The sequence below is a fragment of the Psychromonas sp. SR45-3 genome (assembly GCF_014163575.1).
Taxonomy (GTDB): Bacteria; Pseudomonadota; Gammaproteobacteria; order Enterobacterales; family Psychromonadaceae; genus Psychromonas; species Psychromonas arctica.
On the sequence record NZ_JACJDP010000023.1, the window covers coordinates 1 to 13,512 of the forward strand.

Below are 13,512 nucleotides of genomic sequence, written 5' to 3' on the forward strand. Positions count from 1 at the left end.
AGTTATATTAGTTATATTAGTTATTGCCGCTATGTTTAAGCTAAGTTTATGAGAACGTTAAGCCAGGCTCATCTGCATGACTAGTGGCGACTTTAAGTCGATCAGTCAGCTCTGCGTACTCTGAACTAAGAATAGTGTCGACATAATGCCATTGGCTTTCAACCTTCTCTTGAGTGAAGGTGAGTGTTAAAAAGCCTCTATCTTTAGCATTTGAATACTTAAGCCCCTCAATCAAAGACACAAAAACATCCTCTGTACTTTCTATTGCATCATCGCTAATACTTAAATAATACTCAAGGCCGGGGGAGGAAATAGAAGCCGTTGCAAACTCAACACCGACAATTTTATCATCGCTATTAGACAACTCATTTGCCCACGCATTATGCGTATCACCCGCCACTACCACTAAATTTTTTGACGCGTCATTAAAGAGCGCCAATATTTTATCTCTTTCTGTCGCATACCCATCCCATGCATCTAAGTTATATGGCAGTTCAGGAAAAGATAATAAACTAAGTGAATCAGCAGTGAGTTTGTCTGCATTGGCTTCATAGTAAGTTTGCTCATCTGCGGTTATGGTAGGGTCACCTGCTTTAATACGCCCAGCTAACAAAGATAATGGTCCTAACTCAGCATAATCCGTAGTACTCATAGCATTTAATGCAACTGCACCAGGCAACTTCATTTCACCCATTAACACTTGTTGACCTAATAATTGCCAGCGACCATTATTCACACTTACGCTATCTTTAAGCCATTGTAATTGCTCTGTGCCCAGCATAGTTCTTTCAGTTTCATAGAGATCTTGGTTAAACGTCGCTTCATCAAACAAAACACTACCATCGAAATAATCAGCGTAATCGAGTTGTTTTTCTCGTGCTAGAACACGTGTATCTAACATATATAAATCAACGAGATCACCAAATGAAAATTGACGGTAGATTTCTGCATAATTACCTTCACTCCAAGGGCGGATAGGTAACCATTCAAAATAAGCTTGTAACGCTGCGAGCTTACGATCTTCAAAACTGCCTTCACCTTCATTATGATTTCCAGCACCGTCACTCCAAGTATCATCAGCCACTTCATGGTCATCCCAAACGGTAATAAAAGGCACTTTACTGTGTAGTAATTGTAAATCAGGATCGCTGTGGTATTGGGCATAACGAGTACGATAATCGCTTAAACTAAAGATCTCAGTTGCCGGTAATACTTGACGATCTAATGTCTCGGCATTATCACTTCCGTACTCACCTCGGCCATACTCATAAATATAATCACCGAGATGTAATACGGCATCTAAATCATCTTGTTGCGCCGCTAAGTTATAAACGTTAAAAAATCCTGCAGGGTAGTTCGCACAAGATAACACCGCTAATTTAACAGAATCAGGCGAGCCATCGGGTAAGGTTTTAGTGGTACCTATTGAAGACGTTGTGCCATTACAGATGAAACGATAATAATAAGTAGTGCTAGCCGAAAGACCGATAGCATCTACTTTAATTGTATAATCTCTTGCTGCGCTGGTGGTGGTATTACCAGTGTTAACTAATTGAGTGAAAGCCTGATCTATTGCTATCTCCCAAGACACGGTTATCTCACCATCGCTACTTGGTGTTATGCGTGTCCACAAAATAATGGCATCCATTAAAGGATCACCACTGGCGATACCATGATTGAAGCGAATACTATTGTTTGTTTGATTGTCATCATCATCATCGGTAGCACAACCCATTAAACCGTATGATACAACCGCTGCGCCTGCACCTTTCGCTGTTAAAATGAGGAAGTCACGACGAGAAATAGAACCTTTCATTCACTTTATCCTTCTGTATGTAAAAACGAGTAGTCTAGAGAAAGCATGTGACAACTAAATGATAAAATAGTTAGTTATTTTATTATTTAGTTGCTGTTTCGCATTACATATAAAACTGAGATAAGTGAGTACCTTAGGTTATTTATTGTAAAAAATGCTTACCAATATTAGAAAATAAAACCGTCATCTATTATGATTGTACCAATTATTCTTCAGTTAAATTTTCAAATAATCTATCACAGCCTTTTTTTAACTCGAGTAATTCTTGCAAAGGTAATTTAGCTTTACATAACATCTGTTCTGGGACGGCTTCAGCTTGTTTTTTTAAGTTAATACCCTGTGCAGTTAAAAAGATTTCACGTACGCGTTCATCATCTTCACCGCGTTTTCGCATTAATACTTGCTTACTTTCGAGGCGTTTTAATAAAGGCGTTAAGGTGCCGGAATCTAAATGTAATATCTGCCCGAGATCTTTTACATTGATCCCGTTATTACTCCAAAGCACAATCATCACTAGATATTGAGGGTAAGTTAAATCAAGTGCTTTCAACATCGGGCGATACGCGCGAACAATGGCATTGGCTGTGCTGTATAAAGAGAAACAAAGTTGCTTTTCAATGGCTAAGTTAGAACCGGGCTCAACTATTGAGCAATGATTAGTTGAACAGTTATTAACTGAACTATTACCCACTGAACTCTTACCTACGGAACTCTCATCAACTAAACTATCACCCACCTCTTCACTTTTACTCACTTTTAATTCTGCCTTATCGCTACTCATATTCAATCCGTTAAATAATTACATTGTGCACAATATACTTGCGTTGTCGTTTCAATGCGAGATATAATTGCCGCACAATTAAGTTGTGTGCAATTTAATTCGAATGATAATTATTTCGATGTGCCATATCCGATCAATATTTGGCCCATGTTGTTTTCATATTTGATCAAAATGTAAAGCTGAAGCGTATAGGGCTTTTATGAAAGTCGATTCGATATATTCAAATATCATGTATTCAAATATCTCGTTTTTCAGCAATACAAAAATTTTTTAATAAACGATTGCACTTATTACTTGAGTCCAACAATCGTTTTAAAGGAGTAATAGATGAACAATTTTAGTTACCACAACACGACCGCAATCCATTTTGGTCAAGGTCAAATTGCAGCAATCACTAACAGTATTCCAAAAGACAAAAAAATATTAGTAACTTATGGTGGCGGTTCTATTAAGGGCAACGGCGTTTACGACCAAGTAGTTACAGCACTTGCTGACCATAACTGGGATGAGTTTTCAGGTATTGAGCCAAACCCACAATACGATACATTAATGAAAGCGGTTGAGCGTATTCGTGCAGAAGGTTTTGATTACTTATTAGCAGTAGGCGGTGGTTCTGTTGTTGACGGTACTAAATTTATTGCAGCTGCAGTGAACTTTGAAGGTGAAGAAGCGTGGGATATTCTTGCTAAACAAGGCAAGATTGAAACAGCATTACCATTAGGCTGTATTTTGACATTACCTGCGACGGGTTCAGAAACAAACGCAGGTGCTGTTGTTACTCGTGGTAAAGAAAAATTAGCATTTGGTAATCCACTTGTACGTCCTCAATTTGCAGTACTAGACCCTCAAACTACATTGAGCTTGTCTGAACGCCAAACATCTAATGGTGTTGTTGATGGATTTGTTCATGTAATGGAGCAATACCTAACGTACCCAGTTAATGCAAAAATCCAAGATCGTTTTGCAGAAGGCATTCTATTAACATTAGTTGAAGAAGGCCCAAAACTGATTGTTGACTTACAAAATATGGAAGCGCGTACCAACGTAATGTGGGCTGCGACTCAAGCACTAAGCGGTTTGATTGGTGTAGGTGTTCCTCAAGATTGGGCAACACACATGATTGGTCACGAACTAACGGGTAACTTTGGCGTTGACCACGGCCGTAGTTTAACCATCGTGTTACCAGCAGTCATGCAAGTATGTCGTGAAGAGAAAAAAGCAAAATTATTACAGTACGCTGAGCGTATTTGGAATATTACTGAAGGTTCTGATGATGCACGTATTGATGCAGCTATCGAACAAACAAAAGCCTTTTTCTCTGCAATGAAAACACCTGTATCGTTAAGCGAAATCGACTTAACACAAGCTGATGTTGATACTGCAATGGTAAGTTTAGAAGCGCATGGTATGACTAAGCTTGGTGAAAACGGCACAATAGATTTAGCACGTTCTCGTCAAATCTTAGAAACAGCACTTTAAGTTAAGTGGTTGTTTTAATAGATAGTTTAGTTTTTTACTGAATGACATAATATTCATTAATGCCTTGACGTTGGTTACTACTGAGCTGAACTAAACTAAGCTAAATAAAATTAAACAAGTTTATCTAACGATATTTGAAATAATATAAACGCATGTCTAAGCAATTAGGCATGCGTTTTTTTTAGCCTCAATAGGCTTCTATTTTTTTGTTAGTATTGGTCTTCGTCTGCGCTCTTCCGGTCATATTGATTTTTATTTACTGTGTTTTCGCCCTGTCGGCGACCCTACTTTCTCTTATCAGAAGAGAAAGTAGGCAAAGAGACTGACACCGAGTCGCTTTCTTACCCAAACAATAAAGGACTTTCCTAACGCACCAGTTCATACAGCGCGTCCATGCGCTGAATGAACTTACAGCAAACGTCCTGTTTGCTGTTGCTGAAAGTCCTTCATCGTTTGGGAAAGCTCAACGGCGGGAGAGTGGTAGCCATTTTGAGTGTGGGTTCGTCTGCGCTCAACGAGTTACATTAATATTTTCAGCTTGGTATTTCGCCCTGTCGGCGACTCTACTTTCTTTGAACAGCAAAGAACCTATACCTATAAAAGATTCAAAGAAAGCTGTCACCGATTCGCTTTCTTGCCCAAACAATAAAGGGCTTTCCTAACGCACCATTTCATACAGCGCGTCCATGCGCTGAATGAACTTACAGCAAACGTCCTGTTTACTGTTGCTGAAAGTCCTTCATCTTTATTATGAGTTTTTGATGCCATATTTTAAAAAGGAAAAAAGTAAGATTTGACCCCATTCACTTTTTTATTTTTTAATTAATGATCGAAACACCATCGATTTCAATAACCGTATTAGCATCCGTTCGTTCAATTATTTTTACTAACGTCGATTGAATCGTTTCGTCTTCCCGCGCGTCATTTTCACTCAAAAACGTTTGGTCTTGTGGTTTAGCGTTCTCATCCGCAGTGAATGAAACGATGACTTTAGTTGCAGAATCCGACGTTTGACCAAAATACGCTAGTGAGATCTGAGGGTAGCCGTTAAATCCTTTTTTAACTTGCTTCGCGATACGTTTTTTTGCTTTATCTATATTCATCATTGAATCCTTATGACAGCCAAACCAGAGAAAATATAACGAGGTTTGTAGAGTAACTCATACAGCGGAAAATGGTTTAAAAAATCAACTTCCATAATAAAGTAATCATAACCTTCTTAGCACCAGCTAATAGGTTGTATCGTTATTTAATTTAATACGAGTGCAGTAAACTTGCTAAAGATATTGATTAATTTAGAAGGTTTAACGAGAGGAGTCGCCGATACGTCCGCATTTATCAAGGCTATCTGATATTTAATTACTTGGTATTTCGCGATGTAGGCGATTACCTTTTTCTTATCAGAAGAAGAAAGTAGGTAAAAGACAATACCTACCCCCATGACCTACTTTCTCATATAGCTATGCTGTCGCATAAATTGCTCCATACCTTAGTTTACTAAAAGTACTGATTTAAGCAGAAAAACTTAACGGGGGAAATTGACGTAGCCATATTGAGTATCGACTTTATTTATTAGTGAAAAGCTTTACATAGGCAAAAGGCAAGATCTGACCCAATTGGTACTTGTTAGTGAATTGCTTGCACAGGCAAAAAGCAAGACCTGACACTATTGGTATATGCAGGTTGGTGTGGGTGTTGTAGGTTAGACACTTCCAGCACCGATTATACGTTATTTGACTTCACAACCACCAAAACACGGGTTCTTTTTTGTTTCTAAGTAATAGTTATTTGGCATTGTAATAACCACTGGACCTTTCTCTGTAAACACACCTAGTAAATTACCACTCCTTAGCATAAGACGACCTTCGACGCGATCTGGAGTATTGTAATTTTTAAGATGCTTTGTATCAAAAGCTACACATTCATCCCAATAATCATCTTTATCACCACAAAGGTGGGCTTTATAAAATTCAATCCTTGATTCGGCAACGCTTCTACCGTGATCTAAACCTACCATTGGAAAGTAAACCCAAATAAACAAAAAAATTGGGATAAAAAACAAAAAAACTAAAAAGAAATAGGAAGCAATAAAAGCCATTAAAGACTGCTCTTTTAAAATTAACCATCTAATAGGAATATATACAGAATAAAATATAGCTTTATGACCTGCTCTAAACTTATATATTTTTTTAAACAACTTAATATTATTTTTTCTTGCCTTTTTTATTGGGTTAGTGACTCTTTTCTTCGATGACTCCATCCAAACCCTAGATAAAAAATAAACTACTCCCACAACAATGAATATAATTGGTAGTTTAAATTTAGTAATTGCAACTATAGAGCTAGCTCCTAACTCCCTACTTGCGTAATAGGTCCAAAATAGAACATCCGAACTGGGCAAAGGAAAAAAATCATATTCAAATCCAAGCCTATCGATATACCCTTCATAGTAAGCTAAGCCGTGTATATAGAGTGCATTACTTAATAAGCCTGAGCCAATAGCAACAAGTAAAAACTTTTTTAGGATTCTTAATAGTGAATCTTCCATGGATACAGTCCTACGTATAAAAGCCCTGTTAAGGGGAAAAAATTATTTGCTAAAATGTTGAGGGGCGAAACCGCAAACTTTTTTGTCCCGCTTTAACCGTTGTGTACGCCCAGTATGGGCATGAAATAATGAGGTGAAAGTCCTCTGTAGGAAGGTCACCGTTTAATCAATTAAATGATTAAACGCTAACTACTACCGAATGGCAAGGGCTTATCCGTGAGGATGGGGTCGGAGGAAGCCGCTAGCAACTTTGCGAGCTGATGAACAAGAATATCATATGAGGCGTAGGCTAGAGGTGAGTTAGTGAAACCACGTGATCTAATGGTCACCGTAAATGATGTAGCAGTATAAATAAAGTACATGCTCTTATCTGGGGGGCTTAACACCCGATTGGTAACTTAACCAGTCAGGCACTGGTCTATAACTGCCTTGGCTTTTCAGTCTCATGAATTTAAAAGTGCTAAAACTGTGAGTAAACATAAGTTAGCGAAAACCAAAGGGATCAATAGTGCGATCAGTAATGAGTTTTTAGCCAGGCAAGGATTGATGTCATTAAAGGATTTGTAGATTAATATTCACTACTCATCATAAGATGAACCGCCCTGTGCGGAGCCTCATGCAGGTTAGTGTGGGGCTGGAGGTTAGATACCTCCAGCTACCCGATTATACCTATTTTTTATCCCAACCTACGACTTCACCATTTTCTAATGTGATTTTTAAGGCGTATCTATTTTTTCCTGTTTCGTTATATTTCCAAACTTTCTTGGTTTTGGTTTTTAATACTTTTTGATCAATATCTCTAGGCTTCCCAATAGAATCAATTAATTGACCTTCAGTTTGACCTTGCCAAAAACTTTTTGACATTAGCTTTTCAACTAATACTGAATCTCCATATTTTTCCATTAGACGCTCTCTACGCCATTTTGTTGTGTAGTGCGAATAAACACCAACAATAATAAAAAAAACAATGACCCAATAGTACCATTCCATACATTCTCCTTAGGTATAACAGCTTTATTAACTCACAAAATGTCATTTTAACGGTGGAAATACGACAAGAGTTAATGATTAAAATATTACTATTACTTTACGTTGGTTTATCGATAAAACAAAGAGCTATAGTTCACTTGTAAATTTTTAATCATCTAAAAGCGTAGGGCATTGTAATATTTATAGTGCAAATACTGCAGGTGAGATATATATGAACTTATTGATTATTTGAAAGCATCAACTCAAATAAAGTCAGGTGAATTTAACACTTCAAATTACAGACATAAAAAAACCTAGCAGTGCTAGGTTTTTACTATTCAAAAATTTAACAAATTAACTTAAAAAGATAACTCAATTCTAAAAAGGAATATCATCATCAAAATCCATTGATGGTTCGTTAAACGCAGCCGGCTCTTGTTTTGGTTGAGCTTGTGGTGCTGGGCGTTGTGGCGCAGGTGCCTGTTGCGGAGCAGGTTGTGAAGGCTGCGGCGCTTGTTGTGGCTGATAAGCTGGTGCCATTCTAGGTGCTGCTTGTTGTGCTGGTGGCTGTTGTGGTGCATTACCCCAAGATTGTGCTGGAGCAGCTTGTTGTTGTGGTGCGTTTTGGTAACCACCTGGTTGCTGCTGTCCACCTTGGTATGGTTGACCTTGGCCTGCATTTTGAGAGCGTGCATCTAACATTTGGATGTCGTTAGCAATGATTTCAGTTTTGTAACGATCCTGACCGTCTTGACCTTGCCATTTGTTAGTTTGTAATTTACCTTCAACGTAAACTTTTGCACCTTTTTTCAGGTACTGGCCGACCATTTCGCCGAATTTACCGAATACAACAATGTTGTGCCATTCAGATTTATTTTCGTATTCACCTGTTTGTTTGTTTTTCCAGCTTTCAGTGGTTGCGATTGAAAAGTTTGCCACTGCGCCACCATTTTGGGTGTAACGCATTTCTGGATCTTTACCTAGGTTACCTACTAGGACTACTTTGTTTACACTACGGTTAAACATGTTTTTGCTCCGCTATTTCGACTTATTTATGTAAAATATTTGATTGTAATAGTGATTTAACTATTACCTAAAATGTATTGCGCTTGTTGTCGTTGAAAACGCTGTGTATTCGCTTTGATATAAATCGTTTATTTACTTCGGTATAAACAATTTGCTCTTTTGCAATAACAACAACTTCTAACGCGCCCTCTAATGCTAGCAATCGCTAATGAGTATATTGGCTTGTTGTTGATCTTCTATGCTTGATGTCAATATAAAAGTGCAAGCGTAAAAGTACCAATTTTGCTTGGGTTATGCATGCCAAGAGACAGTATAAACCAGACAATCATTAACCCTGTTAAGCATAAAAATAAGCCACTACTAGCCACTAGTTTATAGGATAACCCACCTATAATACCACTGAAAAATTCACCTGAAAATTGATATGTGCTGTAGATCCCCATTGCACTGACTTTGCTGACTCAAGAAGTCTGCATTGAGAGAAAGATTGGTCAAGACGTTTCTAAAAAGTTAAAGCTTGTAAAAACAGTCACGTAACTAAAAACATTAAAATTGGACAGTGTAGAGAGTGCGATGACAAGCGGTCTTGAGTGTTATTAATAATATTGAAAACAGATGAAAGTGTTTGTTTTTGTGTTTTTGGCTTAGTTTAGCTTAAGCATTCTACTTTATTAAAAATAAGGGGGAGAGCGACGCAGGGTAATAACAGGCGGCTAATTTCCAGCTTATCTTTTTTAGCGCAATAGAGCGCGAAACTCTTTATACTACGGCAGTCATTTTTTTAATTTTTTGGAGTTTTTGTGCTGAGTTATCGCCATTCATACCATGCTGGGAATTTTGCAGATGTTTTAAAGCATACTGTATTAACTTCTATCCTTGATTACTTATTACAAAAAGACAAAGCTTTTTGTTACTTAGATACACACTCTGGTTGTGGTGCTTATCAATTAGACTCTGCGCAATCGTTAAAAACAGGTGAGTTTAATAACGGTATCGGTGCATTGTGGAACTTAACTAAATTACCGGTTCCTGTGACACGTTATTTAGATCAAGTGAAAGCATTTAATGGGGAAGGGGCATTATTGTCTTATCCTGGTTCTCCTATGATTTGTAATCAGTTACGTCGTGACGAAGACCGTATGTTTTTATTTGAATTACACCCTAATGAATTTACTAACATGCGAGCTAACTTTTCTGGTGATCGCAGTATTAAAATGAGTAATACAGACGGCTTACAAGGGTTAGTTGCTAATATGCCACCTAAGGAGCGCCGTGGTTTAGTCTTGATTGATCCTTCCTATGAAATTAAAACAGAGTATGACGAAGTAGTTGAAAAGCTAATTGCTGCTCATCGTCGTTTTGCGACAGGGACTTACGCTTTATGGTATCCCGTTGTTAAACGTACTTTGATTAATAAAATGGAAAGGTCGTTAAAAGCGTCGGGTATTAAAAATATTCAACTCTATGAATTAGCGATTGAAGCGGATAAAGAAGAAAGAGGCATGACCTCTAGTGGCATGATTGTGATTAATCCACCTTGGACGTTACAAAAAGAGATGCAACATAGTTTACCGTTTTTAGCGGAAACACTCGGTATTAATGGCGAAGGTTTTTACCGCATTGAAACATTAGTCGCTGAATAAATAAGTATTGGTTATCGATGGATAACCAATACTTGCCTCCCTTTGAATCAAATTATTCAACGTTTTTTTGTGTGCATTTATCTGCGCCGCCAGTAATTCTTATAAAGTGCTACATTTACGCGACAAAGGGAGTAACGAGTCATCGAGACTCCTATTGTCCTGCGATAGCAGTAAAAAATAGCGGCACTTTTTCTACATCGCTAGATACTTCCTCTATAACTTACAAAAAGCTATCATTAAAAATCTATTAAAAACCCATTAAAAGCAATGTTTTATGTGTTCATGAATATTTATGAAATTGATTACTCTGATGCTGATAAATAAACTTGTTTGAAGCTTACTTTAATGAAAAAAGGGCGGGGCAGGTATAATCAAAATCCTATAAACGGTAAGTTCGCAGGTTTGCTTATACGGAACGGGTATATTAATGACTAAATTATTGCCAAGACTCTATTTATCCCTACTTTCACCCGCACCATCAGCATGATATATTAGCCTCCATTTATTTTTTTCATCTATTTAGCCCTTAAAGACTCACTTTTTAAGAATACCTAAATTGACACTTTTACATGGAATAAGTCATGACTAAATCGACCGCTGATATTCGCCAAGGATTTATGGATTTCTTTGGTAAGAAAGGGCATCAAACCGTGAGCAGTAGTTCTCTCGTCCCTGATAATGACCCTACCTTGTTATTTACTAATGCAGGTATGAATCAATTTAAAGATACCTTTTTAGGTACTGAAAAAAGAGCATATACTCGTGCAACTTCAAGCCAACGTTGTGTTCGTGCTGGTGGTAAACACAACGATCTAGATAATGTTGGTTACACGGCTCGTCACCATACTTTTTTTGAAATGTTGGGTAACTTTAGTTTTGGTGATTACTTTAAAGAAGATGCCATTGGTTTTGCGTGGGAATACTTAACTGACGTTCTTAAAATACCAAAAGAAAAGTTGCTTGTGACTGTTTATGAAAGTGATGACGAAGCATTTTCATTATGGGCGAATAAAATCGGTGTACCAGAAGATAAAATCATTCGCATTGGTGATAAATCACCTGAAAAGAAATACGAGTCTGATAACTTTTGGTCAATGGGCGATACCGGGCCTTGTGGTCCATGTTCTGAGATTTTCTACGATCACGGTGAGCACATTTGGGGTGGTCCTCCAGGCTCTCCTGAAGAAGATGGCGATCGTTTCATTGAAATCTGGAACATCGTTTTCATGCAATTTAACCGTAGTGCTGATGGCACAATGGAAAATTTACCTAACCCATCTATCGATACGGGTATGGGCTTAGAGCGTATCTCTGCGATTATTCAAAATGGTCATTCAAACTATGATATCGACCTATTCCAAGGTTTGATCCAAAAAGTAGCTGATGTAACCGGCGCACAAGATTTACAAGATAAATCATTACGTGTTGTTGCTGACCATATTCGTTCATGTGGTTTCTTGATCTGCGATGGTGTGATGCCGTCTAACGAAGGGCGTGGTTATGTATTACGTCGTATTATTCGTCGCGCAGTTCGTCACGGTCATAAACTAGGTGCAAAAGAGGTGTTCTTTTACCGGGTTTATGAAGAGCTAGTTAAACAAATGGGCGATGCTTACCCTGAGCTAGGCCAACAACAAGAGTTTGTTGAAAAGATCTTACGTTTAGAGGAAGAGCAGTTTGGTAAAACACTCGAGCGTGGTTTACAAATTCTAGATAACGAATTAGATGCTTTACAGGGATCTATTATTCCTGGTGATGTTGTTTTCAAACTTTATGATACTTATGGCTTTCCTGCTGATTTAACTGCAGATATTGCGCGTGAGCGTGAACTAACTATCGACCAAGATGGATTTGATTCTGCAATGGCTGAGCAACGTAAACGTGCTCAAGCAGCAAATAACTTCGGTAAAGATTATAACGATGTATTGAAAATCGAAGATAAAACTGAGTTTATTGGTTACCAAGCGCTAACCGGCACTTCTACCGTAACAGCCTTGATCAAAGAAGGTCAGTTTGTTGATAGTTTAGTCGAAGGTGATAACGCACAAATCGTACTCGCTGAAACACCATTTTATGCTGAGTCAGGCGGTCAAGTTGGTGATGCAGGTGTGCTTAAGTTGAGCAATGGTATTTTTGTTGTTACTGATACTAAAAAATCTGGTGATGCTTTCTTACATATTGGTTACGTTAGCATGGGCTCTGTGAAAGTGAAGGAGTCTGTTACCGCGGAAGTAGAAGCTGAGCGTCGTAAATCAATTGCATTACACCATTCTGCAACGCATTTATTACATGAAGCGCTACGCCAAATCTTAGGTGAGCATGTGACTCAAAAAGGGTCGTTATGTGATGCTGAGAAATTACGCTTTGATTTCTCTCACTTTGAAGCTGTATCAGCTGAAGCACTTAATAAAGTCACTTACATCGTTAACCAAGCAATTCGCAATAACTATGAAGTTGTAACTAAATTGATGGGTATCGAAGAAGCTAAAAACCAAGGTGCTATGGCATTATTTGGTGAAAAATATGGCGATATGGTGCGTGTTGTTCAAATGGGGGACTTCTCTACTGAACTATGTGGTGGTACGCACGTACAACGCACGGGTGATATGGGGTTATTCATTATCACTTCTGAAGCGGGCACTGCTGCAGGCGTTCGTCGTATTGAAGCGGCTGCGGGTGATGCTGCTGGTAATGTATTGCAAAACTTACGTGAGCAATTCAATAAAGCCTGTGATCTTGTTAAAGGTGATTCATTCACATTAGGCGAGAAAATCCTGCAAACGCTAGAGCGTAATAAAGTGCTTGAAAAAGAGCTAGCACAACTTAAATCGAAAGCTGCAAGTGAAGCAGGTTCAAACTTGACTGAACAAGCTATCGATATCAACGGCGTGAAAGTAGTTGTTGCTTACATGGAAGGCATTGACCCTAAAACGTTACGTAATAGCGTCGATGAAATGAAGAACAAACTGCAATCAGGCATCGTTGTATTAGCAACCACGGTTGGTGATGACAAAGTGAGTTTGATTGCTGGTGTGACTAAAGATTTAACTAACAAAGTCAAAGCGGGTGAGTTGGTTAATGTTGTTGCGATTCCTGTTGGTGGTAAAGGTGGTGGTCGTCCTGATATGGCGATGGCTGGAGGAAATAATCCAGCTGCATTAAAAGATGCACTGGCACTCGTAGAACCTTGGTTAATTGAACGTTTATAATAATTAAGAGTCTATACCCAACTGTATAGCAAGGAAAAAAA

At 38.2% G+C, this 13,512-nt stretch carries 9 protein-coding genes; 3 read left to right on the forward strand and 6 right to left on the reverse strand.

The features are described from left to right. Nucleotides 1-46: 46 nt before the first annotated feature. Nucleotides 47-1,816, reverse strand: coding sequence for an alkaline phosphatase (locus tag H5084_RS12630; protein ID WP_182690703.1), 1,770 nt, complete (start codon nt 1,814-1,816; stop codon nt 47-49). 205 nt (nt 1,817-2,021) lie between these two features. Next, complete coding sequence (locus H5084_RS12635) at nt 2,022-2,462, reverse strand: MarR family winged helix-turn-helix transcriptional regulator (protein WP_028869159.1); 441 nt, start codon at nt 2,460-2,462, stop codon at nt 2,022-2,024. A gap of 462 nt (nt 2,463-2,924) precedes the next feature. Here H5084_RS12635 and H5084_RS12640 point away from each other — a divergent pair, with 462 nt between their 5' ends. After that, entirely contained in the window at nt 2,925-4,076 is a 1,152-nt protein-coding gene (locus H5084_RS12640; RefSeq protein ID WP_182690705.1) for an iron-containing alcohol dehydrogenase, read from the forward strand. Between the two features lie 818 nt (nt 4,077-4,894). Here the strand turns inward: H5084_RS12640 and H5084_RS12645 are convergent. The 4 genes from H5084_RS12645 to H5084_RS12660 form a co-directional block, all read right to left on the reverse strand. Beyond that, nucleotides 4,895-5,179: a hypothetical protein gene (locus tag H5084_RS12645; protein ID WP_025565836.1), complete on the reverse strand. Its 285-nt coding sequence runs from the start codon at nt 5,177-5,179 to the stop codon at nt 4,895-4,897. Between the two features lie 626 nt (nt 5,180-5,805). Continuing rightward, nucleotides 5,806-6,624, reverse strand: a complete 819-nt coding sequence (locus H5084_RS12650) for a hypothetical protein (protein WP_182690706.1) — start codon at nt 6,622-6,624, stop codon at nt 5,806-5,808. A 669-nt stretch (nt 6,625-7,293) separates the two neighbouring features. After that, on the reverse strand, nt 7,294-7,614 hold the full coding sequence (locus H5084_RS12655; RefSeq protein ID WP_182690707.1) for a DUF2845 domain-containing protein: 321 nt from the start codon (nt 7,612-7,614) through the stop codon (nt 7,294-7,296). A 357-nt stretch (nt 7,615-7,971) separates the two neighbouring features. Beyond that, nucleotides 7,972-8,619, reverse strand: coding sequence for a single-stranded DNA-binding protein (locus H5084_RS12660; protein WP_028869152.1), 648 nt, complete (start codon nt 8,617-8,619; stop codon nt 7,972-7,974). 800 nt (nt 8,620-9,419) lie between these two features. On the opposite strand from H5084_RS12660, the gene H5084_RS12665 reads away from it, so the two are divergent. Both H5084_RS12665 and alaS read left to right on the forward strand, forming a co-directional pair. After that, nucleotides 9,420-10,262, forward strand: a complete 843-nt coding sequence (locus H5084_RS12665) for a 23S rRNA (adenine(2030)-N(6))-methyltransferase RlmJ (RefSeq protein WP_182690708.1) — start codon at nt 9,420-9,422, stop codon at nt 10,260-10,262. 581 nt (nt 10,263-10,843) lie between these two features. Next, entirely contained in the window at nt 10,844-13,471 is a 2,628-nt protein-coding gene (gene alaS / locus H5084_RS12670; RefSeq protein WP_182690709.1) for an alanine--tRNA ligase, read from the forward strand. The last annotated feature ends 41 nt before the right edge of the window (nt 13,472-13,512 follow it).

Bases quoted from the DNA above. Each gene is read 5' to 3' on its own strand.
- H5084_RS12655 (WP_182690707.1), bottom strand. From the start codon at position 7,614: ATGGAATGGTACTATTGGGTCATTGTTTTTTTTATTATTGTTGGTGTT.
- H5084_RS12630 (WP_182690703.1), bottom strand. From the start codon at position 1,816: ATGAAAGGTTCTATTTCTCGTCGTGACTTCCTCATTTTAACAGCGAAA.
- H5084_RS12650 (WP_182690706.1), bottom strand. From the start codon at position 6,624: ATGGAAGATTCACTATTAAGAATCCTAAAAAAGTTTTTACTTGTTGCT.
- H5084_RS12640 (WP_182690705.1), top strand. From the start codon at position 2,925: ATGAACAATTTTAGTTACCACAACACGACCGCAATCCATTTTGGTCAA.
- alaS (WP_182690709.1), top strand. From the start codon at position 10,844: ATGACTAAATCGACCGCTGATATTCGCCAAGGATTTATGGATTTCTTT.
- H5084_RS12660 (WP_028869152.1), bottom strand. From the start codon at position 8,619: ATGTTTAACCGTAGTGTAAACAAAGTAGTCCTAGTAGGTAACCTAGGT.
- H5084_RS12645 (WP_025565836.1), bottom strand. From the start codon at position 5,179: ATGAATATAGATAAAGCAAAAAAACGTATCGCGAAGCAAGTTAAAAAA.